Annotated in this window: 24 protein-coding genes; 7 read left to right on the forward strand and 17 right to left on the reverse strand. The window is 45.8% G+C overall.

Annotated elements, in window-relative coordinates:
• Positions 1-384: 384 nt before the first annotated feature.
• From KTG14_RS10585 to KTG14_RS10610, 6 genes are all read right to left on the reverse strand, one after another.
• The gene (locus KTG14_RS10585) at positions 385-1,518 is read right to left on the reverse strand and encodes a GGDEF domain-containing protein (RefSeq protein WP_216970922.1); all 1,134 of its coding nucleotides are present in this window, start codon (positions 1,516-1,518) and stop codon (positions 385-387) included.
• Positions 1,519-1,671: 153 nt separating this feature from the next.
• Entirely contained in the window at positions 1,672-1,902 is a 231-nt protein-coding gene (locus KTG14_RS10590; protein ID WP_216970923.1) for a hypothetical protein, read from the reverse strand.
• A gap of 77 nt (positions 1,903-1,979) precedes the next feature.
• On the reverse strand, positions 1,980-2,441 hold the full coding sequence (locus KTG14_RS10595) for a VanZ family protein (RefSeq protein WP_216970924.1): 462 nt from the start codon (positions 2,439-2,441) through the stop codon (positions 1,980-1,982).
• A gap of 51 nt (positions 2,442-2,492) precedes the next feature.
• Positions 2,493-4,547, reverse strand: coding sequence for a cell wall-binding repeat-containing protein (locus KTG14_RS10600; RefSeq protein ID WP_216970925.1), 2,055 nt, complete (start codon positions 4,545-4,547; stop codon positions 2,493-2,495).
• A gap of 123 nt (positions 4,548-4,670) precedes the next feature.
• Positions 4,671-4,817, reverse strand: a complete 147-nt coding sequence (locus KTG14_RS10605; RefSeq protein WP_216970926.1) for a hypothetical protein — start codon at positions 4,815-4,817, stop codon at positions 4,671-4,673.
• 14 nt (positions 4,818-4,831) lie between these two features.
• Complete coding sequence (locus KTG14_RS10610) at positions 4,832-5,014, reverse strand: hypothetical protein (protein WP_216970927.1); 183 nt, start codon at positions 5,012-5,014, stop codon at positions 4,832-4,834.
• Between the two features lie 142 nt (positions 5,015-5,156).
• Here KTG14_RS10610 and KTG14_RS10615 point away from each other — a divergent pair, with 142 nt between their 5' ends.
• Both KTG14_RS10615 and KTG14_RS18005 read left to right on the forward strand, forming a co-directional pair.
• Positions 5,157-5,600 (forward strand): PH domain-containing protein, encoded by a 444-nt coding sequence (locus KTG14_RS10615; RefSeq protein WP_216970928.1) that lies wholly within the window; start codon positions 5,157-5,159, stop codon positions 5,598-5,600.
• A gap of 74 nt (positions 5,601-5,674) precedes the next feature.
• Positions 5,675-5,971: a TIGR04104 family putative zinc finger protein gene (locus KTG14_RS18005; protein ID WP_216970929.1), complete on the forward strand. Its 297-nt coding sequence runs from the start codon at positions 5,675-5,677 to the stop codon at positions 5,969-5,971.
• Positions 5,972-6,002: 31 nt separating this feature from the next.
• Here the strand turns inward: KTG14_RS18005 and lexA are convergent, their stop codons facing one another.
• Positions 6,003-8,429 (reverse strand): transcriptional repressor LexA, encoded by a 2,427-nt coding sequence (lexA, locus tag KTG14_RS10625; protein ID WP_216970930.1) that lies wholly within the window; start codon positions 8,427-8,429, stop codon positions 6,003-6,005.
• Between the two features lie 256 nt (positions 8,430-8,685).
• Between lexA and KTG14_RS18010 the strand changes: the two genes are divergently transcribed.
• The 3 genes from KTG14_RS18010 (at position 8,686) to KTG14_RS18020 (ending at position 9,700) form a co-directional block, all read left to right on the forward strand.
• Entirely contained in the window at positions 8,686-9,012 is a 327-nt protein-coding gene (locus KTG14_RS18010; protein WP_254369277.1) for a TIGR04104 family putative zinc finger protein, read from the forward strand.
• A gap of 5 nt (positions 9,013-9,017) precedes the next feature.
• A complete protein-coding gene (locus KTG14_RS18015; protein ID WP_367948939.1) occupies positions 9,018-9,329 on the forward strand; it encodes a TIGR04104 family putative zinc finger protein in 312 nt (103 codons plus the stop codon).
• Between the two features lie 62 nt (positions 9,330-9,391).
• Complete coding sequence (locus KTG14_RS18020; protein WP_216970933.1) at positions 9,392-9,700, forward strand: TIGR04104 family putative zinc finger protein; 309 nt, start codon at positions 9,392-9,394, stop codon at positions 9,698-9,700.
• 47 nt (positions 9,701-9,747) lie between these two features.
• On the opposite strand, the gene KTG14_RS10645 is transcribed toward KTG14_RS18020, so the two are convergent.
• On the reverse strand, positions 9,748-10,365 hold the full coding sequence (locus tag KTG14_RS10645; RefSeq protein ID WP_216970934.1) for a hypothetical protein: 618 nt from the start codon (positions 10,363-10,365) through the stop codon (positions 9,748-9,750).
• A 406-nt stretch (positions 10,366-10,771) separates the two neighbouring features.
• Between KTG14_RS10645 and KTG14_RS10650 the strand changes: the two genes are divergently transcribed.
• The gene (locus KTG14_RS10650) at positions 10,772-11,575 is read left to right on the forward strand and encodes an SMI1/KNR4 family protein (RefSeq protein ID WP_216970935.1); all 804 of its coding nucleotides are present in this window, start codon (positions 10,772-10,774) and stop codon (positions 11,573-11,575) included.
• 1,471 nt (positions 11,576-13,046) lie between these two features.
• On the opposite strand, the gene KTG14_RS10655 is transcribed toward KTG14_RS10650, so the two are convergent.
• From KTG14_RS10655 to KTG14_RS10690, 8 genes are all read right to left on the reverse strand, one after another.
• The gene (locus KTG14_RS10655; RefSeq protein ID WP_216970936.1) at positions 13,047-13,574 is read right to left on the reverse strand and encodes a hypothetical protein; all 528 of its coding nucleotides are present in this window, start codon (positions 13,572-13,574) and stop codon (positions 13,047-13,049) included.
• 114 nt (positions 13,575-13,688) lie between these two features.
• Positions 13,689-14,192: a hypothetical protein gene (locus KTG14_RS10660; RefSeq protein WP_216970937.1), complete on the reverse strand. Its 504-nt coding sequence runs from the start codon at positions 14,190-14,192 to the stop codon at positions 13,689-13,691.
• A gap of 626 nt (positions 14,193-14,818) precedes the next feature.
• On the reverse strand, positions 14,819-15,151 hold the full coding sequence (locus tag KTG14_RS10665; RefSeq protein ID WP_216970938.1) for a hypothetical protein: 333 nt from the start codon (positions 15,149-15,151) through the stop codon (positions 14,819-14,821).
• A 508-nt stretch (positions 15,152-15,659) separates the two neighbouring features.
• On the reverse strand, positions 15,660-16,019 hold the full coding sequence (locus KTG14_RS10670; protein ID WP_216970939.1) for a rhodanese-like domain-containing protein: 360 nt from the start codon (positions 16,017-16,019) through the stop codon (positions 15,660-15,662).
• 95 nt (positions 16,020-16,114) lie between these two features.
• Entirely contained in the window at positions 16,115-16,357 is a 243-nt protein-coding gene (locus tag KTG14_RS10675) for a hypothetical protein (protein WP_058383190.1), read from the reverse strand.
• A gap of 108 nt (positions 16,358-16,465) precedes the next feature.
• Positions 16,466-20,596, reverse strand: coding sequence for a C39 family peptidase (locus KTG14_RS10680; RefSeq protein ID WP_216970940.1), 4,131 nt, complete (start codon positions 20,594-20,596; stop codon positions 16,466-16,468).
• A gap of 65 nt (positions 20,597-20,661) precedes the next feature.
• A complete protein-coding gene (locus KTG14_RS10685) occupies positions 20,662-20,871 on the reverse strand; it encodes a hypothetical protein (RefSeq protein WP_216970941.1) in 210 nt (69 codons plus the stop codon).
• A 204-nt stretch (positions 20,872-21,075) separates the two neighbouring features.
• Complete coding sequence (locus tag KTG14_RS10690; protein ID WP_254178117.1) at positions 21,076-22,038, reverse strand: N(5)-(carboxyethyl)ornithine synthase; 963 nt, start codon at positions 22,036-22,038, stop codon at positions 21,076-21,078.
• Positions 22,039-22,449: 411 nt separating this feature from the next.
• Between KTG14_RS10690 and KTG14_RS10695 the strand changes: the two genes are divergently transcribed.
• A complete protein-coding gene (locus KTG14_RS10695; RefSeq protein ID WP_216970943.1) occupies positions 22,450-23,055 on the forward strand; it encodes a transposase in 606 nt (201 codons plus the stop codon).
• Between the two features lie 263 nt (positions 23,056-23,318).
• Here KTG14_RS10695 and KTG14_RS10700 read toward each other — a convergent pair whose 3' ends face one another.
• Entirely contained in the window at positions 23,319-25,586 is a 2,268-nt protein-coding gene (locus KTG14_RS10700) for a cell wall-binding repeat-containing protein (protein ID WP_216970944.1), read from the reverse strand.
• Between the last annotated feature and the right edge of the window lie 119 nt (positions 25,587-25,705).

Genomic DNA, 25,705 nt, shown 5'->3' on the forward strand with positions numbered 1-25,705 from the left:
GTGGAAATGTGGCTTGTTCAGTGTTATAATTTGAGGAAGTAATCTTTGGATTGCACATAAAAATCGTCCTTTCTCTAATGGTGGTGTGGTAACTCCCATTTTACAGAAATGGACGATTTTTTTGTATCCTTTTTTCTTTTTTAAACCGGATGATGGGAATGGAGACGGCGACTCCAGCGGGAACAGCGCGAGCCGAAGACCCTGGACTGAGCGAAGCGAGGGAAGCGGCTAAGGCCGTGCCCGCGGAAAGCGTCCGTCGAAATGGACATCAGCCTTTTCTTTAGAAGACGAAAATGGGCTGCCCCTAAAAGTCACTTTTCATGACCTTTTGGGACAGCCCCTTTTTTGCAGCACTTTCTTTCAAGCTTTTTTAGTCAACACGAGTTATGCATTCACTTGCTCTTCCGTTTCTGCTTCAGCAAAGGTTTTAATCGATGCGACTGTAACTTTGTTACGTCCGGTTTTTTTCGATTGGTAAAGCGCACGGTCCGCCTGTTCGATCAGTGTATCAAGCGGCTGCTCTATTTCTGAAATCGCCGCCCCGAGCGAGACCGTCAAACGCCCTCCTGGCTGTTTATCAGCACCGTAAAATGCGTAGCTCTCGATGCGTTCACGCAAGCTCTCTGCCAGTTCGAAGGCCTGCTGTTCAGTCGACACCCCGGTGAAGCATGCGATGAATTCTTCACCTCCATAGCGGGCGATGACATCTTCCGGCCTCGCAGTTTCTTCCATCAACCGGCCGATCGACCGCAGAACACCGTCTCCTGCCGGATGGCCATGTGTGTCGTTATAATTTTTAAAATGATCGACGTCCATCATGACAATCGCCATCGGAACGCCGCGATACTTCAATTCCCGCACCTTTTCATGAAACAACCGAAGATTCGGCAAACCCGTCAAAGCGTCATGTGTCGAGTCATGTTCGAGCGCTTTCCAGCGGATGATGTTGCGATGTGTATCGTTGAGAATCCACCCCATCGCCAACACGCCAACCGCTCCCATCATTGCCATAATAATTACCATACTTGCAGTCGCCGGGGTTGACCAAGCCATCCATACCGATTTAATCATTTCAAATACTAGAAAGCCAAGCATCATGCGTTTAATGCTGACCAGTGCATAAGGTGGCCGGTAATTTTTCCAATCATGGAACAGGCTGCCGATCAGTACAGGCAGCAGGATGGCTTGCGAAATGCCTTGCAGAACAGTCGGGCCTTCCATCATCACTCTGTAAATCGCCGGGATAATCAATGCAACAAGGCCAGGCAGCCACCCTCCCACAAAAGCGATGAAATACAAGGGCGCTTCACGAAGGTCGACTCGCATCCCCTCATGAATAAGAGGATTGTACATGATGGCAAACGCCAAAACCCCCATCAAAAAACCATTCAATAATGGTGCTTTTAGCGACTTTACAACGGTTGGCACGATGTACTCGCGCGCTTTCAAGCCGAGGTACATCATCGCTATAATCAACGCCATATTTTCAAGGAAGTAAAAAAAATACGTTTCCATCATTACACCCCACTCCGGTCAATATCCTAAGTTTAGCAGGGAATGTGTTTTCATACATGCCGTTTGGAAATAAATTAAAATTAAATAGGTGTTTAATCTGATGTACGGACATGAAAATACCGCAAATGCTCTCGTCGGAACACTGCGGTACTTTTTTTACATATCTAACAATAATTTTGACAGGCGATGCGATTGTTCGTCCAGCTCTTCGTGTTTTTTCACATGGTCACCGAGTTTCGCTTTCATCGCGTCAACGTCTTGGTCGTCTTCGAATTGCTTGGTAATCTCTACTTGTTCTTGCAATACCTGAATCGTTTGTTGTAAGTTTTCACGGTATTCCGTGCTCACCGCAAATTTTTCTTCTTTGTCTTTCAACTTATCTTTCATCCGTATCCACCTCCTGGTTGTTCTATTCCCGTTGTCCGCTATCAAAAACACCACGTTGCCAAAATGAAACAAGGCCGTCACCAGTTGGTTTCGGCCTTCTTATCGTGTTGCCATTTAATTTTTGCGAATAGCCAGTAACATAACAAACCTGTCGTTGCCCCTGCACTGTCGATCAAGACATCGCGGATTTCCCCGCTGCGCCCGGTGATGAATAATTGATGGACTTCATCAGACGCTGCATACAGCGCACTCAAGGCAAATGCCCACAAAACCGCTCGCCCCAGGGTCATGCCATTTTTCAAGAGTGCTCTCATGAACAACAGTCCGAGCACAAGATAGGCGAAGAAATGTGCGCTTTTACGGAATAGCGTATGAAGCGTTTCAAATTCCACCGGCACGACTGATGCAACGGCTTGGAACACTTGCCGGACGATTTCCGAACTGATGCCGCCGGACACGCCAGCTGGCTGATGCGATAAGGTAAATATAAGAACCATCCATAAGGCCGGCCATAGCCACGCCAGCAATTGCTTTTTCATCCCGCCAAATCCTTTTCGTTCTTGTCATGCTTCTATTATAACCTAGCGCTTTCAATCGACAAGCGCTTCGATTGAACGTACCATTTCTGTATCGATCAAATGTTCCGAATCGACGACCAAAAACGATTCATACTGCGCAAGTTGCCCCATCAGTTCTTCAGTCAAGCCACCATCATCTACCAAATACAGCGAAGCATTCCGTCTCGCCGCAGCAGTCGCCGCAGACAAAGCATCAGTGAAGCTCGATGCAGGAGCCAAAACGGCCATGCGGCGCTCTGCATCTTCTTCTTTTGTGCGCGCTTCGATCGACAAACGGTCAGCGGCAAGCACGATATCGCTGCGTCCCGCCATCGCTTCGGTCGTCTCGCGCGGCAGGCGGTTGCCTTTTGATAGCAGGATTGGGTATTGATTCTGCGCCGCGAAGACAGAGGCCAGCGACACATCTTTGAACGTCGCACCGTCCGCAACGACTGCGCCTTCTGAATCAATGCGTTCCGATACCAATGCCGCTGTTTCATAGCGATTGACGCCTCCAATTCGGTCGGTTTCCACGTTCATCAAAGACAGTGCTTTTAGCTGCGCATCTGAAATGACCGGTGCACCGCCAAGAATAATGGCATTTTTTGCCCCGAGACGCTCGATTTCTGCTTTCGCCGACGCGTTCAGCCGCCCTTTTTCGGTAAACAGCAACGGCCCGCCTTCCAAATAGGCCAGTGGCGCACCGGATAAAGCATCCGCAAAACTTTCACCTGTAGCGAGCACTACCGTTTCTGCTGAATCCCATACTGCTTCTGACAAGAGAGCCGCCGTTTCGTAACTATCATCGCCGCTGATTTTCGTCACCGCTGCCGCTTTCGGTTCGGGCTCTCCACTGAACGCCGCAATGCCGCTGCCGCCATAGACGTACACGGTGTCATTTACGGAAGCGAGCAACTCACTGCCTGAAGGCACGCCCTCTTGCGCCACTTGGTTTCCTTTTGCATCATAGAACTTCAAATTTCCGCCGCCAAGCACCACAGCGCCGCCGGACGGGGACAGCGTTGCCGATTCAATGGAATGCTCCAATACTTTATTGAACCCGCCGTTTGGTGCCATTACTTGCAAGGCACCGAGATGATACGGATTGCCGAGCGCGCTTGTCCCTTGTTCCTGAAGCAATAATAAGCGGTGATCGTTTTGCTGCAGATGGCTCAGGGTGGATTCGGTCACGACCGGCCGGTAGCGATTCTCAAGCGCGCGAAACGAAGCCGAGCGAATCGGCTGGCGCAAGCGTTCTCCCCCTTTGGAATTTAAAAAAGCCCATTCTTCGGAATCCACAAATTCGATGATTGCGCCTTTTGAGTCGGTCCCGGCTAGCCGCACTTCTTCTGATCCCGGCAAAGGTTTCTCATATATCACTTTTGCTTCGTCCAGCGAGCGCGCCACTAAAGTCGGCGCATCCAGCTCTTCGTTCGGCGCTTTTATATAATAAATGATTCCGTCTTTTACTGCATATGGCTCCAACACATTGGCCGCCTGCCAGTTGTTGCCGCCTGAAAGTGCAAGTCCGTGAAGTACCGAGCCATCAAAATACATCAAATGCTCAGTTGAAACAACTGCTTGCCGCAAATCGCCGCCAGTTATATCCGCGACCGGCGTGCCATCGAGTTGAAACACAAGCATCCGCGCTCCGAGATTGCCAGTAATGATGACATGACCCGCCTCGAGCGCGACTTCCGCCCCCGAACTGCTCATGCGAAAGCCGTCTGGAAGCATAAATGATGCCGTTTCTTTGCCATCAGCTAAATCTCGCACCGACACTTCACTACCGGATATCATGATAAACGCCTGGTCGTCGATTGCATAAGGGGCACCTGCTAGCTCCTTGCGCCATAATTCCTTGCCCTCTGCGTCATAGCTGACGATTGCCTGCGCTGCCGTCTGGTTTTCGAGCACCGCTATGATTTGTTCATCCACAACAGACACCTCGCCTGCTTTGACGCCGTCTGGAAGCTTGATTAGCTCCCGGTACTCTGTTTCTGCAGCTAGCGCTTCCTGCGTAAACGCGCCCATCCCGCCCACCGCTGTGAGCAAGGCGATGCCTACGCCGATTTTGACCTGTTTCATGTGCGTCCCCCTCTTCTCCTGGCTGTCTTCTTTTAGCCTAATGGCAGAAGGTTAAGGAAATGTTAAAAAAACGATAAGACGCCCTGTCCGGATTGTCAGAATCCAGATAGGGCGCAAGGGACATTATGCCGTTTCTTCACTTTTTGGATGCGACTGCAGCGTGATATCGACCGCATACTCTCCGATTTTATTGACCCTCAAGTCTTTAATGCCGTGGACCGGCCGTTCGCAGCTTTCGGCATTTGCGATGAATTCATTGGGCAATGGCAAATGTACGCGATTGTTTATCGTTTATGCTTACTCCAATCATAAGGTTCGTTCGTCCAGTCCAGAAATAAATAAATTGTGAATACGATAACGGCAAATACCAGACTGTTTACCCACTTGATTTCCTCGCCCGACAGAAAATCCTTAAACGAAAAGACAAGAAAAACGGCCAAGGCTATTTTCGCGTTTTTCTTTAGCATACGCTCTCCCCCTTATCGTGGCTAATTCCTATTTTGCGCTCTCTTCAATAATTGCTTTGGCATAATAAAATTCTATGAAAAGCACATAAAGTGTGAAGCTTTCGCTGCTGTCATTCGTATAGATGAGTAGAGGTGAATATATATGGTTTTTCATTCGAAAATCGATTCGTTTTTTATCCGATTTCTTATAGCAGCAATCCTGTTCATCGCCGCAGTTTCATTTATTCCACTGTTATTTGAGAACGCGCCGTTTTCAGCTTTCGTAATCGTCACGGTTACTTTCTTCGTGACCACTGCTCTCATCCTATGGATCACTTTCGCTATCCAATACGTTTTTCTGGAAAATCATCTACTCGTGAAGGCCGGCCCTTTCAGAAGCCGTATTCCTTCCGACAGCATCTTGAAAGTTTCCCCGACACGCGATATTTTCACTGGCTATCGACTGTTGTCTTCTCGTGATGCGCTCGAACTCATCAACAACACGACGATATTCGGGACGGTGAAAATTTCACCGGAAAATCAAGATGTTTTCATCGCCGAGCTGCAGAAGCGATGTCCTGGACTAAAACTGGATAAAATTTTTTGAGCAAGCATCCAAACGTCCCAAACCATAGTATGATGAGAAAAAAACAAGGTTTCTCACTCGAAAGGAGTGCCTTCATGCCTCATTGCCAAAATTGCGGAGTTAAATGGCGTTGGAACGATATGATCAAAATTGCCTTCAAAGGAAATATACCTTGTGCAAATTGCAGGAAAGACCAATACGTCAAAAGCGGCCGGAATCTCTTCTGGGCATTTTTACTTGTCATACCTTTTGTGCTCCTGTTTTCTCATCTTACTTCCACTTTCGGTTTCAGCTGGCCTTTGGCAATTACCGCATTCGCCTTTATTATGACGCTTAGTACACTTATGGGGCCATTCTTTTATAGATTATCGAATACGAAAAAACGTATTTAAAAACAGCCCGCGGGCTGTTTTTTTATGGTTGCTATTTCTTCATTACCCCAATGACGCGGCCGTTGATGTAGACGTCTTCGCTGCGCATCATGATCGGTTCAAATTCAGGATTTTCCGCGACGAGCAGGATCTCACTGCCCATCGGCATATACTTTTTCATCGTCGCTTCGCCGTCGATGACCGCGATGACGATGTCGCCGTTTGACGCTGTATTTTGCTGGTGAACGACGACCATATCGCCTTTATCGATGCCTGCGTTCATCATGCTGTCGCCGGTCACCGTCAATAAAAAGCTGTCTTTCGGCGACACGAGCCAGTCGCGCGGCAAGCTGTGTGCCGTCTCGTAATTTTCAGAGGCAAGCGCAGGAATGCCCGCCGCTACATTGCCGATGAGCGGCACTTCCGCCACTTCGTGCACTTGGATCAACGCCTCTTCCCCGGCTTCTCTCACTTCGATATCCGCTCCCGGTTCTTGGGCGTATTCGTAATCTCGCCCGTTCTTCAAGTTTTTGTAGAGGCTGCGCTGCTTTGTGTCCGGCAAAAAGCGTGCTTGGCATTTTGGCAGGTCTTGCACTTCTTCGCCTTTTCTATCGATGATCTTTACCGATAAACCGTCCGTCGCGATGCCGTAAAATGCACGGCCATCTGCTTCCAAATAACTCTTCAATTGGGTTACCGCGTCATCGATCCCCGTTCCGAACCGCTTCACTTCCGCAATGATATACGGCCGCACTTCTCCGTCTGCATGGATTTCAACGGCGATATCGCAATAGCCTTTTTTCGAAAACTGCTGGACCGGGTATTCGAGCTGCATGAGTTCGTATGGGTAGCCGTAAGTTTCGTGGAGTTCACGGAGAAGCCACTGGCGGGTCAGTTCTTCTTTTGAATGCAGGTCGACCAATTGATCGGCCAGTCGGTATTGGGTCATGCTGATCGATTCGAACGGTCGCAGCGAGGCATCTTTTCGCATGCGCAAATGCTTGCGGTCGATTTCCTTAATAAATTTCGACGGCTTTTTCACCGACGACATGTACAATAATTCGTTCGCGCGCGTCATGCCGACATACAATAACTTGCGTTCATCTGAATCGATCGTCTTCTGATCTTCTGCATCCTCATAAAGCTCCATCGGAATGACGCCTTGATTTAAATCAATGAGGAAAATAACTTTGAATTCCAGGCCTTTGATCGAATGCATCGTTACGAGCTTTACTTTGTCCGATTCGAAATCCGGCTCATTGGTCTGCAGGATCTCACACGGAATACCATGTGCCGCCAAATCCGCAGCCGCGCTTTCGACCGAGCGTTTGCCGCGTGCGACGATGCACATTTCGGACAAGCGGTAATCGCCTCGCAGCCGATCGATTTCCTCGGCGAGAAAGGCTACTTGCTGTTCAGGCTGCATGAAGAACTGGTAAATCGGCGGATGGCCGTGACGGTCGATCAATGCCGGTTTGACGAAATCGACGTTCGATTGAATCGTTTCGTCGGCTTTGATCAAATCGAACGCGGCTTGCGAAATCTCTGTCGTCGTCCGGTAGTTTTTACTTAAGGTGCGTGATTTCCCGCTCATATCATAGCCAATCGTCGTGTACGGACGGCCTTTGCCAAGCCAGGAATCCGGGTAGATGCTTTGTGTATTGTCCGCCACGAACATCAAGGACGAATGGTCTTTTTCTTTGTACAATTCCTTCAAGAATTCCAGCTGAACACGCGTCAAGTCCTGGCTTTCATCGATGATGATATGGGTATAGTGGCCGCCATTCGAGCGCCTCACTTCTGACAGCGCCAGTTCGTTCATTTGCTTGAATGAGACGAGCCCTTCTTTTTCCAGAAACTCGCGGTACAATCTCGCCACTTCAAAAACGGCTTCACGGGTCGGCGAATTTTTCAATAGTTTTTGAGGCGTTCCGCTATTTCCAGAAGCGCGCCCGACGCGGTCCACCGATTGATAAGTCTCGATATCCGTCATCGCACACGAAGTAATCCACTCCGCCTCGTCTTTCAAGAACTTTTGGTTTTTCGGCGTCAGCAGCTTCACATCCGGGTGGGATTTCTTCACTTCGTGGATCGCTTTCGTGAGTACTTGCCATTCCTTGTCAGCTGGCGCAATGGACAGCTTGCGGTTCGCGCGCCGCAAGTATTTCATGAATTGCCCGTACATCAGCGAATCGATCGTCGCGATCTTCACTTCCGCATTCGACGCAAATAACCGCTCTGCTTCTCCTGCAGCTGCATCCGCCAAGCGCTCATATTGAAATTTTATGTAATTGAGCAAAGTCTTATTGTATGTCACCAATAAAATCTGGTCATCTTCCTCGTGGCAATAATGATCTATCAAAAAGTGGATCCGCCGAATTGCCACCGTCGTCTTGCCTGATCCAGCCACCCCTTTCACCAACATCGGCCCGCTCGGCTCGAGTTCCACTATGCGCCGCTGTTCCATATTCAACTTCATCCCCCGCACCCTCTCTGTTTACAACTTATACCTTTATTCTAAGAATATTGTCATGCAATAGCAAGGACTTGCTGCATAGAGAGGCCGGAATATCTTTTTATGGATTGAACAGAGCGGACGGTTTTGATTTTACAGCTGCCGATATTCCCTCCCAGGGAAGATTCCTTATATTATTCCCATAAATTTGGATTACTTCTGAAATCAAGGGTATACAATACTTAACTAAGGACAATTTGGGATGGAAAGGAGCAAATCAATGCCTCATTGCGAAAATTGCGGGACAAAATGGAGTTGGGTGAACCTCTTAAAAATCGGATTTCAAACGAAACGAAAGTGCGCAACGTGCAATAAAATGCAATATGCTCCATCTGGTTTAGACCGTAAACTATACATCCCTATGCTTATCATCATGTTTATCGCGCCTCTTGCGTGGGCTTATCTAGAGATTCCTGATTTGGCTTATGTCTTGTTTTTTATTATCTTGAGTTTACTGGCCATAATTTTCTCGCCCTATACCATCAAGCTGCATAACCGGCCGAAACAAACCATAGCTGCCAATACCCCATCGGATGAGAAAGGATGAATGCTATGCCTCGTTGCCAACACTGCGGATACCAATGGAGTTGGAAAGATGTAATGAAGCTCAGCTTAAAATCGAAAAGGAAATGCCAGAACTGTCACAAAATCCAGTACATATCGGCCAAATCGAATTTTTGGACCACTTTTTTGACTTCCATGGCTTTTCTCCTTCCTATGAACTTCCTGCGTGCTTATTACGAAATCAGCTGGCTGTGGATCTTCCTTGCCATACCAATTTACATACCGCTTGTTTCACTACTGATGCCCTTCTTTTACAAACTATCGAACACCCAAAAACGCTTCGGCAAAACGGTAGAATAATTGACTACTTCCATCTATCTTTAAAATCAATGCATCTATGCTTGCCAGAAAGGATGAACCTTATGCCTCACTGCCGAAATTGCGGATATCAGTGGAACTGGAAAGACATGTTCCAACTCACCCTTAAATCAAAGCAACCATGTCGAAATTGCGATAAACTCCAATATCCAACATACCAATCGCATTTCTGGAGCTATATGTTATTCCTTATTCCGTTTGTTGTGGTGTTCAATTCCGTCCGTATTTACCTGGAAGCGGGTTGGCTGATTCTTCTCCTTATCTTTTTGGTTCATCTAACGCTTGCTTTACTATTGATTCCATTTTTGCTCAAGTTATCGAATACGAAACACAAGTTTCGAAAATTAATTTGAACGCAAAAAACGCAGCGGGCGAGTGGCTGCGTTTTAAAATTTTTTTGCTATCTGATATCTTCGATTAGCTGATCTTTATCATTAAAATCAATTTTACCGATTTTGCCTTCTTCCGGCACAATCGCCCTGCCTTCAAAATCATATTCATTCGCTTCGCCATCTGCTGGTTCATATAATACGTTAAATGTAAAACTGTAAAGCGTCTCTCCATTATCGCTTTGCACGATATCGATGTCAGACGTGCTCAGTTGATAGTCGCGATCGCTGAAACTATAGTAAAAAGCCCCGTTTCTGGAAAAGTTATCGTAGCCATTGTCGGTAAAATACGCTGCGTAACTTTCTTCCATATAATTCATCAAGTCTGTATACTCAGCAGACTCTAGGAAAGCGTTATATTCTTCCTCGCTCGGATCCACCGGTTGCTTGTCAGCCATGACGTCCCACAAATTCCTATACGTTTCGTCCGGCCCATTGAATTCTTGTTCAATCACCGCACGGATCGCTTCTTCGCTCTTATCCACTTCATCGTCCGGCTCTACGGTTTCAGCCATGTTCACTTCCCCTGCCGTTTCTTCGGCCGAACAGCCCACCGCTATCACGCTCAATAAAAACACCATCATTCCAGATAACCAAAATTTCCCCAAGCGACTTAGCCTGTCTGTCATCCCCATTCCTCCATTTCTTTAAAATGAACCCAATTATAAAAAGCTTATAACTACCATACGGCTCCATTCTTGAAATGATTCACTTTTATTACAATTAAATGGAATGACAGCTTGCTATTCCTGAACGTGCCGGATAGCAAGATTTGTCACTTTAAGTGCTATTTCGCACTCGTTTTAAGCGTTATTTTGCAGATAATAGACGCCCCTTGTTAAGACAAGGTTCTTGAGGTTTCTTATGTAAAACTGTTCCAACTACCGATAATCCGGAAATATGGAAACGGATGGATAGTAAAAAAATTTTGATTCCCTATTTTTTGTGAAACGGATATTTTCAATCCTTTTGTTTTATTATGGTTAGTAACTATATTAAAGAAAACTATTCATTAAAATCTTAGGAGGTTACTTAATGTATATATGGGCTAAGGAAGTCGAGGATGATTATAAGTTACCCAAAACTTCAGAAGTAGAGATTAAAAAAATAGAAAAACAACTAAATATGGAATTGCCAGCTTCTTATAAAGAGATTCTTTTAGAACAAAATGGCGGTACCATACAGTTCAACTCGGTGAAAAAAGAAAGTCATCTTGAAACCAATGCGCACGTTGAGATTAATCACATTTATGGTTGTGGTCAAGGTGGTATTTTAGATTCAGATTATCTCATTGAAGAATGGGATCTTCCGAGAAACATCCTTATTTTTAGCGGAGATGGGAATAGTTTTTTTGCTCTTGATTACAGAAAGGATTCAGTAAACCCTTCGGTGATTTATTTGGAACCAGAAACTGAAGAAATTATTGAAGTAGCTCATACATTTGATGATTTCTTAAACAATCTTTCAAAAGAGAACGTGTTTTTCGAAAATGACGGAGACGACGAAGATTGGGGTACTTCTGAAGAAACAGCTGAAACGATCTTCTCGGGGAATGATATTCTATTAATCGAAGAGACCTTATTAAATCTTCAATATTCAGAAAACCACAAATGGTATTTCGAACAGCTCTTGAAATGCGCTACTCATTCAGAGGTACTAATTAGGGAAACTGTTACTAATATCTTAAATAACAATCTTGAAATTTATATTATTGAATCGGATAAAAAGTTGCATTTTTTACTTAAAGAAATAATCGAGAAATTGAGCACAGACAAACGCGAAAGCATAAGATCAGAAGCTAGGGAAATAAGAAAAAGAACAAAGTATAAACACTTTTAAGAAAAAGGTATCCTATTTCCATTGTGTACTTCTTCTCTCAAGGATTCTCAGTGCTTGTAGGAAAATTATACGGTAAACTTGCCAACTAGCTTACTTAGTTGGTGGGGAGAATTGATACTACACTTAGAAAGACTTCTTCTAAACAGAGGAAGTCTTTTTGTATATCCTTTAATACTTAAGAAAACAGTCTCTCGTTCAGCTTTTTCACTTTCGATAGGGTGTCATATGTAAATTGAAAAAGAGTGGAAAAACATAGTCCTTAAATCGATAACTCAATTAGTTATTAATTCAATAAATCTAATTGCTGAGTATAAGGTAAAACCTACACCAATTACTATAATAATAAATCTAATGATAAATCTAATGACTCTAGGTGTTTTAGATCGGACAAAAAAATCAAAAATACCATAAGTTAAAAATAGAATACCAATCGAAAAAGCGATTAAAACTTCCAACAAACTCACCTCAATATAAAATGATTACTTACTTTTACAAACCAATTAAAAAATTTTACTTTTTTTACTGGGTAGAAAAATGTAAGTTTATTGAAATACATCTTTTTTTAATCTTAACATGAATAAATACAGAAAATTCTTTTTGATACAAATCATCAAATCAAGATCATCTTTTAAAAGGATATTGCGCTGAGTAGAATCAATTTATTCAACTTTACGTAGACACGACAAAGCATTCGACGTATATAGAAAATCGTTAATAACAGTATACTTTCACAGAAAAAAGAGAAAATAAGCTTTAACTAGCCTACTTTCTCGCTCTCTACTTATGCAACTTCCGATAACCTCATGATATGTAAACTTTATCTTTTTTTAATAAGAGGTTATAAAAACCGGATAGGTCTTTCTCCGTTATTCTTCTTTTTTGTTCCAATCCTTCACCAAAAAAAACATAATTATTAAGCTGTAAAATAACACAATCCATGAAGTCCATCTTATTTCAAAACCTGACTTCATTTGATGAAAGATACTCACTATGGCGTATATAAAAGCAAGAATTGAGAGCACTAAAAGAAAAATCTCACTTTTTCGTTCAGATAATCTCATATTATTTGGATAATTACAGTATTCATAAGCATCCTTCCACCTCCAATTAGATGCTGTTGCTGAAATTGTCTTATATACAGTGATCATTTCGCTGCCAATGCTAAGCTGGTTAATAACAGCTTTAATAATTCCAACGTCAGATGTTAGTACCTTTTTTCTTTCAATAACGCTTGATAGGTAAACCACAATCCTTTTAAAAAGCGAGTTTTCAAACTTACTGTCATTGCATTTTGAATGTATCTTATTTTCGTTCAAAATCAGTTTCGGTGGATTTTCTAATCAAGCGCATGAAACCGGGAGATTGAATGCAACTTAATTAGCATTAAGTTACATTCACATGAAACAAAACTGTCTGGATTTCAGATGGTTTTTCATTAAACGCGAACCTTTTGGTCGGTTCAATCTCCTCATCAGCTACGCCAGATATCTTTGAAGTACTCGGACAATAACCCCTTTCCTTGGAACCTGTCTTCCAGAACAACTTGCAATTGTTGAAGTTCGTTCTTCAGTTCGGCTTCACTAGTGGGAAGGGAACCTATGTAAGAATACCTATATATGGGGTCTTCTGGGTTTAGTTCATGGGCATGTTTCAACATCGATTCACCTTTTTCTTCCCATTCTTCATAATCACCAAAGTAATATGGAAACAGGGAAATCATCCATCCGAAAACCCAGAGGAAATCTACACAATCTTCGAAATTAGCTAATCCAAAATTCGTAACTTGAACTAATATGGTCGTTAACTCATCCAAGTCTACATTTTTGACCCCTAGAGGGACTTCTTCGACTAAGAGATACCAACAAAAGAAACCAAGGCGAATATTCACTTTTAAGTCCTGGGGGGTTTCCTGCCAGTTCTTTATTAAAAGCGATCTAGCTTCATTCCACTTTTCCTGACTTTCTAATGCATCCACTTCTGTCCATTGCCAATCTATCACGGTGCTTCACCACCTACCTTAAGTACTTGATTTGAATGTAACTTAATTGCTATTAAGTTACATTCAAAATCCGAAAAATTTACTTAAATTGAAAAGTGTTAACGTTGAAAGAATCTACTCAATAGTTAAAGGGAAAAAATAATACCCCGTCCCTTGTTCCCAAGTGGCAACAACTTCATAGATAGTTTTTCCACTTTGTCCGTCCAGCACTATATCTTCGGAAGAACCTTTTATATTTTCTGTAGAATCCCAAATATTTACCTGGTAAGAAATCGGTTCTTCTTCAAACATGAGCTCAATGGATGTACCTGGATTTACGATTGGCCCCTTTCGATCACCAATTAATTCAGAAACACCGATAGTTTCTGTTTCTGTCTCTATCTCAACCATAGAGTTTTCTTTTTGATCAAAGTAACTCCATGTATAACCACCTAATGCAGCTGAAAACTCCTCTTGGTTCACCCCTATTTTTAATTGAGGTGGTTTTTGTTCTGTATGTTTTACATTTTCCCCGGAATCACTCATATTTTCTTCATTTTTTGTAGCTTCACTTTCTTGAGAACATCCAGCCAATACAAAAATAATCAGCATACTTAAAAATAATAATTTAGATTTCATCTTCTTATTCCTCCTTATCTCAACTTTAGACATGAAATACAATTTATTGGTTACAGGAGGTGACTTTTAGAAAAACTTTCAGTGAAGTGAACATGAAGAAAAGCCCTCCAGCAATGAAGGGCTTTCGAATGTAACTTAATTCACATTAAGTTACATTCAAAACCTTATTTCATCATCCTAACTGAAATTTTTCAGAATATGCTTACTTAAACTTTAAGTAGTGGGATAGATACTAACGAGAAACAATATAGTTAGACCTGCAGTAACCATAGAGCTAAACAAAATTATATGTTTAGTTTTCCCTCTAATTTCCGGAAATTTTGACTGTAAATCTGGAATCAAGAAGAAACATGAGAATTGAACTATTCCAACTACTATCGCTCTTCCTATATCAACATTATTCAAATCTGCAAAAGGTTTATTGAAGTTTTCACTCAAGTAAAAAATGCAAAGAACAAATATGGAGTTTAAAAAGAAAAGATATAAAAAATACTTCAGATGAGTCATGTCTTAAATTATCCCCTTTAGTTAAAAATCAGTTTTTAGCTTTTACCATTGCATTCTTAATAAAGACTGAATGTAACTTAACTGCACTTAAGTTACATTCACATCCTCAACTTTATTGTCTATTTTCCAACTAACTCCGCTGCCCATTCTTTGAACCAATCGGGTGGTAATTCCAATTTAGTGAGGTCCATTTTCATAAGCTGTTCATATGAATAAAACTCGTACCAATATAAATCCCATTGTGCTTCAATATTCCGGGCAATACCAAAAGCTAATTGATCCTGGTCGTCTAAATCTTCTTCATCCCAAGCCATCGTTAAATTATCGCACCACATACAAAAATCAACTTGAGGAAATTTGTTTTCTTTCTTGCAAATCGTATCTAAAAGCGTCTTAAGATTTTCATATGAATAGGGAATATTGATGCTGGTCTTATTCAAATTCCACTCCACAACAAAGTCCTCCTCTTTTAATATGGTTTATCAGCAGAAAATTTAATGATTTTCATTTTTTACTAATAATACCATGTTGGAAAGTTGAAAATTATAGTCGAAGAAAATTTATCAGAAAATAACCTTTCGTAAAAGTACACATTCACGAACGCTATGAAAACAGCTCAAAATAGCCGAAAAGAACGTTCGTAAAAGTGTTAAAACACTTTACGAACGTTCGCTAATTTGCATACATTTTTACGAACGATTTTCAGGTATTAATGAAAGGAAACGATCATTTATAGGAGTGAATGAAGGCGGTGTTTTCTGTAAGGCAAACCTAAGATCTACATTACTTGAAGGTTTTAGAGTGAGCCACGAGATTTGAGGGGCAAGTTAACACTGGAAATCAATACAAAATAACTCTTGAATTTACAGTAAGATTTCAATTTCATGAAGATTCCTGCCCCTCTGCAAATCTACTGGTCTACAAATCTACAAAAAAAAAAGAACCGCCTATTGGCAGTTCTTACTCCACATCGCCTTCCCAAGACGACATGCCTTCCGATACATTCACTACCTCGTATCCTGCTTCATTCAAAATGGCGCTCGCTTCCTTGGAACGGTTCCCAGACTGGCAAATCACCACATACTGCTGATCTTCCGACAAGCCGGAAAATTCCTCTTCCCGAAGCGTGCTGAGCGGCTTGTTTTCTGCGCCGACAATATGCGCCTCCTCGTATTCAAAAGGCTCACGCACATCGAGCACCGTATAGCCAGCCTCTTGCTTTGCCGCCACTTCCTCAATCGCAATCGTCTCATATTCACCGTTGCTGCATGCCCCAAGCAACATTACAAGCATTACCATCAAGCCAAGCATTCTTTTCATCCTGCATCTTCCTTTCTCATTGTTGCAACCAAGTCGTATGAAATTCCGTTTATCCTTATCACATAAGCTAAAAAAAACACCTGAACAAAAACTGTTCAGGCGTTGACTTTGGGTGTCTCTGGATGCAAATAGCTGTCAATGAACTGCGTCGCTTCTTCAAGCGTTTTGTATTCCCATGTCATGCCGTTGGACATGTCGCGAATGACCAATCCCCCTGTGCTTGGCTCACACTGAACGATAAGCGTTTTGCCGTCTTCAGAGTTGAAAGTCTGGGTAATACGCACGCCGCGATATTCGAGAAGCGTGGATAAAAATGTGCGGATACTCTCTAACTTCATACGGAACGCCCCTTTCAGGTTTGTGGTCCGTGACTCGGAATCCGTGCAGTCTTATACTATTTCACATTATCATATTCAGAATAATTGCACGAGAGACTTTTTTCCTCTTTATGGACTAGAAAGCTCCACAAGAAATGAAGCAAATAGGTCCTCTTCCACTGCCATCTCCCAAATCGCGGAAGCCTCTTCCGTCTCGAGTAGTTCCTTTAGAATTGTCTTTGCGGCCAGTGGCTGATGGCGTGCAGCTTGTGCGCGGGCCAATTCATATTTCGCCGGCACAAAGCCCGGCATATCCGCAAGCAGCGGCTCGATCATCTCTTTTGCCCGCTGCCCGTGGCGTTTCGTCGAATAGCTTGACGCCCGGGCGAGGATCAACCATTCCGCGTAGTGCATTTCTTCCGGCAGGCTATCCTCCAATTCAATGCGCATTTCAGAATCCAAGGACTCCAAAGCATTCCATTTACGAATATAAAGATCCGGATTGAATACTTCCAGCGCGATGGCGGCATCCAATTTTTCAAGCGCTCCCGGAATATCCTCTTGAATTTCCAGCGCCTCGCCCCACCAAGCCAGCATTTCCGCATCGAGCGGTGTCAGTTCCTCGTAAGCTTCCAAGCGGTTCACGACGGACTCATAATGTTGCGGTTTTCCACTTTCTTCCGCCAATTGAAGTTCGGCAAAAATCAACATGCGCTGCGCTTCTCCAGGAGTTTTTGTTTTCGCGTATGGTTTCAATTCATCGATTGCTTCCTGTGCCATGCCACGGTTCAAGTAAAATTGCGCAAGCTGAATCGCTGCGTCTTCGCGGTCCGGTGCAAGCTTGGCTGCAGTTTCGCAAAGCGTGATGATGGTACTGGCAAACATCAATCGTTTACTGCGGTGGCGCATGCGCTTGATAAACCCGGCTGGCGGTTCTTCCTCCAGCTGCTCAAGCCGGTTCATCATCGCACTGGCTGCCAATTCATAAGCAGTTGCCTGGGCATCTGCCGGCAGCCATTTTTGTAAATTGCGCTTAAGGAACGGAATCTTTCCGAGCGCTTCTAGTGTCAGGACATATTCGCTGTATAATTCCTCTTCTTCAGGCGTTTCCACAAGCAGCTTCTTAAGCTCGTCCAGCGCGCGCTTATGTTCGCCGCGGCGATTCAAAAATTGCACATATTGGAAACGCGACGGGAAAGCATTCGGTTCTTCATTCGCCTTGAGGAAAAGCTTCTCCGCCATCTCGAGTTCGCCCGCTGCTTCATGGACATGTGCCCGTGCGGCATACAACCATTCAGCTGGTACTTGGTCTTCAATCCGGTCGAGCAAACGGTTTAATTTTTCGATATCGGCTTGTGTCGCAGCAAACCCAACTAAGTCCGGCAATACAGCGGACAAAGGCTCGGCTGCGATAAAGTCCAGCACTGCGGCAAATGCTTTTTGGTTTTTCCCAATTTCCCGGTAGCAGCGCACCAACCCGCCAAGCGCTGGCGCATAGCCCGCTTCCTGCGCAGCCGCTTGCTCGTACAAGACAATGGCACGGTTGATATCGTCGCCCATTTCCGCAAGCTGCCCTTGTTTGGCGAGTGCTAACGGGATATTTCCAGCCGCCTCGTATAGATGCTTGGCAAAACGCGGATTGCCTGCTTGTTCATGAAGTTCCGCTTCCAGGCAGAGGATTTGCGGCTCGCCGGTCTTGCGCAACTCTTTCAATCCAGCGATGACCCTGTGCCGCAAACTCGGCGCCGCACCAGATTCGCTATAGCGTTCAGCGAGCATGTACAAATCTTCTCCTTCAGCAAGCTTGAAGCCGTCTTCGATGATTTTCAATGCTTCCCCAGCAGACGCCGCGTCTTCCGATTGTTCCAAGATCAAGTCAGCTGCACGCAGCCGGTAACCTGCATCGGCCCGTTCCATCCCTTGTTTCAAAAACGCCAATGCTTCGGCACTGCGCTTTTGGCCGTATAGAGCATGCGCAATGTGAACGGGTGTGAAAAAATCCTTGGGATCCAGTTCATACGCACGCCTGTAGGCATCCTCCGCCTGTTCGAACTGTTGCTGTTCGATCGCGATATGGCCAAGATACGAGTGAAGAATGTCTTGATTCAACTCTTTTTTCAAGCCGTCTCCAATGATTTTTTGCGCCTCCGCCCAGCGCTCTTTTTCCATGAACAGTTCGGCCATGCGCAAATACGCAAAAGGCTGCTCCGAATCCAGGACAAGTGCTTGGCGGTACTGTTCCAGCGCTTCCTCTGTTCGATCCAATGCCTGCAGACAGCGGCCCATTTCATAGAGGAAATAGCCATCTTCCGGATGTTTTTGGTTCAATTCGGCGAAGCGGCGGTACGCCTGCTCAACAGCACCGTATTCATACTGGATGAGTGCGTGTGTAATTTGCGCGTACATGTCTTCGGGCAATTGCCCGGTCGCGATTTTCGACCATTTATAAGCCTGGAAAATGCGCCCGCCTTCCAAATAACAGCGCGCCAAATGGCTATAGGCGAGCGGCTGGTAATGGTCAAGTTCAATCGAGCGTTTCAATAAAGGCATCGCTTGCTCCACTTTTCCTTCATTCATGGAAATGGCCGCTTTTAAAAACAATGCATACGGGCTTCTGGCATGTGCCGGTTCTTTTAAAGCAGCCAGCGCTTTAGTTCCTTGATCTTTTTGAAAATACAAATGCGCTTCCAGTAATTCCAGTTCTGCATCATGGGTGTCGAATTCGGCCCGCAGCCGCTCCAGCCATTGTTCATGCCATTCAGTGGGCTGGCCCGAAAGCGCCATCGTCAATCCGATCACCGCGGCATAGCACTGTTCTTGGTGCTGCTCCAAAAAGCTTACAAACTGCGCTTCGTTAATCGGCTCGACATCAAGCAATTCGTAAATTTCCGTAAAGAAACGGTGGTCCGAATCGTCCAGCATCTCTAGCAATTCATTGCGGGAACCGTCCACAAACGCCATACTCAGGGAATCGGTCATGCGGAACATTTTCGGCACTTCATCGTACGCGACGAGGAACGGCCCCAAATCATTCGGGTCTTGAATGACGAGCGCTTGCAGGCGGTCATCATATCCGACCACGACTTGCACATGCGCGCTGTTTTCGATCATCATGCTGAGCAAAATTGGGATGCCCGCATCGATAAAATCTTTATACTGGTCGATAGTGCCTTTGAAATAACGGGCCGTAAAGCCGAGTGTTTCCATATAGGACATCGTCGTCTGCAACTTCGAACCCGTCACATCAAAGACGTGCTGGGCAATATCATCTTGCGTTGCCGTCTTATCAAAAGCCTGCAAAATCAACGACAGCGAAGCCGGCACACAATAATTGAGTTTCTGGACTTCCGGCGTCAATGAAAGTTTTTTATGTGTTCCGTTCGGATCGATTTTCGTTTTTGTGTAAAGGCTGTCTTTCAAATCCAGGGGGTGCTTGGCAATCCATTGGTCCAACTCATCGAAGCGTTCCAATTCATACAAACAATGTGCCGCCAAATGAATAAACAGCTTTTTGCGCGAATGATAAGGGTTCTGCCCGATCGCCGCTTCCATCTTCGCCAAGACTTCTTCAAAACGGCCCAACTGATGCAATCTTCCAATCTGTTCCGTGTGGAAAGCATGGACTTTCGGAAACTCCTCAGCAGCCCCCACCAATACCTCCAACGAACGGGCCGGGGCTCCGCGCATCGCCAATAAGTCTGCGTACAAAAGGCAGATGCTTGTACTCCAGCGGCTACTCGTATCTGGAAATGCATGTAACAAGATTTTCTCTGCACCATCCCAGTCCCCGCTATGGATGGCGAAAAATGCCTGCTGGTCCGGGCGCGCCCCACCGAGTTCCTCGATGCGCGCCAATTGCTCGGCTGCTTCCGGAATGCGGTTCAATTGGCAATAAACTTTCATCAATAAATGATGCGCATGCATCAATTCATTGTCTTGATAATTATCGGCATGGATGCCTTGCAGGCGAGCGAGAATCTTCTCTTCCGCTTCCAGGCTGCGCCCGGTTTCCAACAAGCGCACGCAATGCCACGCATAGGAACGCAAGCTGCCAAAGCGCTTATAGCTCGCGGTTGCCAAAAAATTGCTGTAGCCGTAGAGATCCGACTCATCAGCCATGCGGATCAAGCGGTAAAATCCCTCTTCATCCGGAATACCCGCCAAAAATTCCTTTGCCGCACGCAAAGATTTCTTATTCCATAACTCTCCAATGACGCGAACCAAATCATCCGCTGTTTCGATGTGAACAGTCGCCATCATGTCTCTATCCCCTTTGATTTTCTACTATATAATATGGATATTTTTTTAAGTCCAATCGCCGTTCTTTAAATGATGCGCTGGGCTTCTTGAGGAAGTTGCGTTTTTTCGATAGTAGCCTGCGAGATTTTTTGATGAATTTGGCTTAATAAATAAAGCCCCCTGAACATGCAGCCGAACAGGATGCCAAAAGCCAAGATCCCGCCATACAACGGGCCGAACATCAATAATATATAGCCCAATATCGAGCTGAAAAGCATAGCCCAAAACAATTTCATGCCATTCCTCCTAAGTTATCTATGCAGCACGCTGGGTTAGCACTGAAAATTCATCAGAAATCTATTTCATTATCATGTGATAAGCCAATTAACTTATTATATATTGGCAAGTTCTAGGCCGCAATGACTATTTCAAAAGACGGCCGCATAATAAAATCCGCCCTTGTCGACATGACAAAGGCGGATCATTGGTTTCTTCTATTATTAAACGGTCAATCCGCGCGCTTGGCGGAAATCAGTGATGCGTTGGTCTTTGATGACGCCGCTTTCGATGACGATGGCATTCTGGACCATTTCAGAAATATTGCCTTCGAGCAACTCATCAAGCATTGGCGCAAAGCCAGTGCTGAGCACTTTCGTGATCGTGTGCGGGAACATCGCCGGCGTGTTGTCGACAGCGTAATGAATGATTCCGTCCACTGTATACACCGGGTTGTCAATCGTCGTAGGTGTCGATGTCTCGATCTCGAGTTCCGGATCGCAGCTGACATCAATGATCATCGCGCCTTTTTTCAAGCGCTTCAGATCTTCGCGGTAGATGATGCGGTCGGTGCGTGTCGTGTCCCACATGATGCAGTTGACAAGCACGTCGTAATCGACCATCTTCTCACGGAACAAAGCCTCCGAACGGCGTCCGTAAACGTCCACTTCCGCACCGAGTCCGTGAAGGATGCGCATCGCGCCTTTTGCCGTATGGCCATTGCCAAGAATCGCGACACGCGTCTCATACGGCATCTTGCCACAATTCTGGTAAGCCTGAAGCACTGCCGCTTCCCCAGCTACTTCACGGTTGCGATAGAAAATATAACGCCCGCCTTCAAATAACTCTTCCCAAGCGACGACCGTATGCTTGCCAGCAATCGCGCCGTCCGTGAACTTAACGTCCTGGATTGCATGCGCCCAGCCGATCAACAACTTGCCATCTTCCAGTTGATCGAAATAATCCGCAAAGCCCAGTTTCACATCGACAATCGCGTCGCAAGACAAAACTTCATCACGCGTCGCAATCTGGACGCCCATCGCGCGATAATCCTCATCTGTCAGGCCCAGCACTTCGCCGTAGCCTTGCTCAAAATACAAACGCTCCGGATGTGCCACCTGCTTCAAATCTGCCGGCAAAATCGCCCGCCGCTTCTCGTTATTCTTGCGGCTAATTACAAAACCCATCGTCTTCAAAATCCATTCCCCCATTTTCTCTCGGCAAAGCCGTTAAGCTCATATTATCATGAAAACCTTTTCAACGGCGTATTCTGACAGTAGAGTTTTTGTGTCCCTGTGCATCACACAATTTACCGGGCAGGATCTGTGTGATGGCGGCATTTCGGTGTCTGATTGTCCCTGTGCGCCACACAATTTGAGCGACACACTATTCTGTATACTATTTTTCACCGGTAGATTATACTAAACGAGATCACAACTTTTATAGAAAGAAGGGATTTTTATAAGCACAATCTTCATTTCCCCGCAGCCGTTTTCAGCACGCCACGCAAGCTCTTCAGCCTTTATCCAAAACCCTCCGCTACACGATACGGCCTTTTTCGCTCATCTCGGCGCCATCAGATCGGAAGGTGATGCTTTGTGACCAGACGACGCGAGTTCAACCCGGATTCCTATTATCATGTCATCATGCGAGGCAACAACAGGCAGCCCATATTCGGCACGCCAGAAGACATGAACGAATTGACGCGGGCCTTGTTTTACACACACAATCGCTACCCGTTCACGATTCTCGCCTGGTGTTTCATGACCAATCATTACCATATTTTAATTAAACCAAAAGAAGATTCGCTCAGTAAAATTATGGCCATGATCAATCGCCGCTACAGTTACTCTTACAGCAAGCGCTACAATCATGTCGGACGCATCTACCAAAAACGCTATTCTGCCAAGGAAGTCGCTTCAGCATACGGGTTATTGGTTGTCAGCAGCTATATCCACCGTAACCCCATCCAGACCTCCACGCCCATGGTCAAACGCTTGGACCATTATCCGTACAGTTCGTTTCCGTATTACTGGGATGAAACTCTCCCTGCCCCTCCGTTTCTAGACCGCAGCTTTCTCTCCACGATCATGCCTTATCCCCACGACAAAACGACCGCCTCTTATTGCCAATATTGCTTGAAGTACCGACAAAAAGTGGAAGAAGACGTGAAAACAGAAGAAGTTGGAACTCTGGAAATGTAGAGTGTGGACAGCATGTGTCCCTGTGCATCACACAATTTCAGTGCCGTTCTTTCTAGCAATAGCAGATACCACGGGGGCTAGGTGAATTTCTTTTTCTGATGCGCCCCTGTGCGCCACACAATTTAAAGAAGCATCCATCCGCAAAAACGAATGGATGCTTCTTTTTTATGTTGAATTGTGTGATGCACAGGGACATTCTCCTCCCAAAAACCCACCACATCAGCATTTCGCCCCCGTGAATTGTGTGGCGCACAGGGACACAACTACCGCCGCTTCCCAAGCATTCCTTTCACGTCTTCCGACACCGCACCGGTGCCACCGAAAATCGAGAACCCGCGATATGTCGGCAGCTGTTGTTCGGTCGCAGGCGGGATTTTATCAGGGCGCACGAGTAGAATCGGCGCGTCGTTTTTCGCTGCTAAAACCGATCCCGTCAAGGCATCCGGGAAGTTCAATCCAGTGGCGATAAAGACACGGCTATCGCCGAGTGCTAGACGCGTCACCACTTCGTATCCCGTGTCATAGCGCGTTTTGCCGCCGAAGCGCTCCGGATCCGGCAAGCGGCTGAATACGTCGTCACTCACAGCACCGATGCCGCCGATGACATAGCTGGAGGTGTAGTTTTCAAGAGCATCCGCCGTTTCTTCCGCCAACGCCTTGCTGCGTGTCAACAGGATTGGAATGCCGTTTTTCGCGGCATATGGCGACACCGACAAGACGTCTGGGAAGTTCAATCCGCTTGCAACGACAGCACGTCTAGAGTCCATCTTCTCTGCAATCAAAGCTGCTGTTTCGTAGCGCGTTTTGCCGCCAATGCGTTCGGTCGCGAGTTTCATTTCAGCCAATTCCGTTTTGACCGCATCCGATACGGCCCCGCTGCCGCCTAGAATAATCGCCCGGTCAGCTCCCAATCGCTCGATTTCTTTGCGCACATCGGCATGAAGTTCACCGGAACGGGTCAATAAAATCGGCGCATCTTTTTGATATGCCAGCGGCCCACCGGCCAAAGCGTCCGGAAAATCAGCGGCAGTGGCGATGACCACTGTATCAGCCGACTCCCAGCCCGTTTGGGAAATCGCGATTGCGGTCTGGTAGCGGTCGATTCCAGAAATGCGTCCTGGGAGTTCATCAGGTTGCGTTTCTTTCACGGTGATTTCCAGCGCTTCGCTTTGATTGCCGTAGCGATCGCGAACCGTCAAAGCCAATACGCTGCCGGCTGCTTGCTTCGGAATGGCCACGCTGAACTTGTCCGTCCCTGTATAGCCTTCTGTACGCGCGATTTCACCGCCTTCATTGTGCACGCTAATCACAGCGTCTTCCAAGCTTTGATCCAACGTACCAGTAATTTCCACCGAGCTATCGTAGACATCGCTGACAGCCGGCTGTGCGATGTCAAAAATCATCAACGCCGCTTCTGCATCGATACGTCCGTGGCCAAAATACGGATCTTTCCCGGCTGCGCCGAGATCGACCGAAGTATCATACAGACGCTGTGCAATCTGTTCATTCGACAAATCGGGCTCGTTCGCTTTCACGAGCGCCGCAATTCCTGCCACGACTGGACTCGCCATCGAAGTTCCGCTCATCGAAGCGAAGCTGCCCCCGGCGACCGTCGACCAAATGCCGGTGCCGGGTGCTGTGATGTCTTGATCTGCCCCATAATTCGAGAAGCCCGAAAAGCGGTCAGCACGGTCCGTCGACCCAACCGCCATGACATTTTCGTAACCCGATGGATAATGCGTATCTTCCGTGTAGTCATTTCCCGAAGACGCGATCACCATCGTGCCGCGTTCATTCGCATAATCAATTGCCGCCTGATAAGGTTCGCTCCAATAATAATTTCCGAGACTCATATTGATGATGTCGGCTCCTGCGTCCGCCGCGTAATAGATGCCTTCAATTACGTCCGAAGTATAGGCCAACTCATTTTCGAACACATCAATCGCCAGCAAGCCCGCTCCAGGCGCAACGCCTGTGCCGTATGTCCGGTTATTATGCACAGCGCCAATGATGCCCGCAACATGCGTGCCATGATCATCTTCGCTCATGCTCGTGGCGGTGGCATAAGAACTTACGATTTGGCCTTTCAAATCGGGATGATCCAAATCAAACCCGTTATCGAGCACGGCGACCAACACATCCGTCGTCCCCATCGTTCTCGTCCAAGCCAGTTCCGACCCGATCAATCCGTGATGGTACTGGAAGGAGTAATACGGATCGTTCGGCACCGCCGTCGTTTTGAGCAAATGGTCTGGCTCGACCTTCGCCACGCCAGCTGTGCTGCCGAGTTGTTCTATGTAATCGTCCACGCTTTGCCCTTCCGGCACCTCGACCGTCACGACCTTGTTCGCTGCGTTGATGTTCAAGGCATCGATGTTTTCTCCTGTCAGCGCCTGGCTGCTGGTTCCTTTTTCAAGTGTGACGATGACACGGTCTGTCTGATTGCCTTCATCCGCTGACGCCAATCCCGCGGCCTGAAACACCGCCGCTCCTGTAAGCAACATAATTCCGAATTTTTTGGATGTATTCAAATTGTTGACCCCTTTCGCCTGTTCTCCGTGGCTGGTAAATTCTCGCTTATTGTAACATCATTATTTTCCAATTAATAGTAATTCAATTTTTAAACTGTCAATGATTCCTATAGAAATTG

It is taken from the genome of Planococcus sp. CP5-4_YE (assembly GCF_019042655.1).
Lineage (GTDB): Bacteria > Bacillota > Bacilli > Bacillales_A > Planococcaceae > Planococcus.

Excerpts from the sequence above, each read along its gene's own strand:
- KTG14_RS10585 (WP_216970922.1), bottom strand. The coding sequence starts at position 1,518 with ATGATGGAAACGTATTTTTTTTACTTCCTTGAAAATATGGCGTTGATT.
- KTG14_RS10590 (WP_216970923.1), bottom strand. The coding sequence starts at position 1,902 with ATGAAAGATAAGTTGAAAGACAAAGAAGAAAAATTTGCGGTGAGCACG.
- KTG14_RS10595 (WP_216970924.1), bottom strand. The coding sequence starts at position 2,441 with ATGAAAAAGCAATTGCTGGCGTGGCTATGGCCGGCCTTATGGATGGTT.
- KTG14_RS10600 (WP_216970925.1), bottom strand. The coding sequence starts at position 4,547 with ATGAAACAGGTCAAAATCGGCGTAGGCATCGCCTTGCTCACAGCGGTG.
- KTG14_RS10610 (WP_216970927.1), bottom strand. The coding sequence starts at position 5,014 with ATGCTAAAGAAAAACGCGAAAATAGCCTTGGCCGTTTTTCTTGTCTTT.
- KTG14_RS10615 (WP_216970928.1), top strand. The coding sequence starts at position 5,157 with ATGGTTTTTCATTCGAAAATCGATTCGTTTTTTATCCGATTTCTTATA.
- KTG14_RS18005 (WP_216970929.1), top strand. The coding sequence starts at position 5,675 with ATGCCTCATTGCCAAAATTGCGGAGTTAAATGGCGTTGGAACGATATG.
- lexA (WP_216970930.1), bottom strand. The coding sequence starts at position 8,429 with ATGAAGTTGAATATGGAACAGCGGCGCATAGTGGAACTCGAGCCGAGC.
- KTG14_RS18010 (WP_254369277.1), top strand. The coding sequence starts at position 8,686 with ATGCCTCATTGCGAAAATTGCGGGACAAAATGGAGTTGGGTGAACCTC.
- KTG14_RS18015 (WP_367948939.1), top strand. The coding sequence starts at position 9,018 with ATGCCTCGTTGCCAACACTGCGGATACCAATGGAGTTGGAAAGATGTA.
- KTG14_RS18020 (WP_216970933.1), top strand. The coding sequence starts at position 9,392 with ATGCCTCACTGCCGAAATTGCGGATATCAGTGGAACTGGAAAGACATG.
- KTG14_RS10645 (WP_216970934.1), bottom strand. The coding sequence starts at position 10,365 with ATGACAGACAGGCTAAGTCGCTTGGGGAAATTTTGGTTATCTGGAATG.
- KTG14_RS10650 (WP_216970935.1), top strand. The coding sequence starts at position 10,772 with ATGTATATATGGGCTAAGGAAGTCGAGGATGATTATAAGTTACCCAAA.
- KTG14_RS10660 (WP_216970937.1), bottom strand. The coding sequence starts at position 14,192 with ATGAAATCTAAATTATTATTTTTAAGTATGCTGATTATTTTTGTATTG.
- KTG14_RS10670 (WP_216970939.1), bottom strand. The coding sequence starts at position 16,019 with ATGAAAAGAATGCTTGGCTTGATGGTAATGCTTGTAATGTTGCTTGGG.
- KTG14_RS10675 (WP_058383190.1), bottom strand. The coding sequence starts at position 16,357 with ATGAAGTTAGAGAGTATCCGCACATTTTTATCCACGCTTCTCGAATAT.
- KTG14_RS10680 (WP_216970940.1), bottom strand. The coding sequence starts at position 20,596 with ATGATGGCGACTGTTCACATCGAAACAGCGGATGATTTGGTTCGCGTC.
- KTG14_RS10685 (WP_216970941.1), bottom strand. The coding sequence starts at position 20,871 with ATGAAATTGTTTTGGGCTATGCTTTTCAGCTCGATATTGGGCTATATA.
- KTG14_RS10690 (WP_254178117.1), bottom strand. The coding sequence starts at position 22,038 with ATGGGTTTTGTAATTAGCCGCAAGAATAACGAGAAGCGGCGGGCGATT.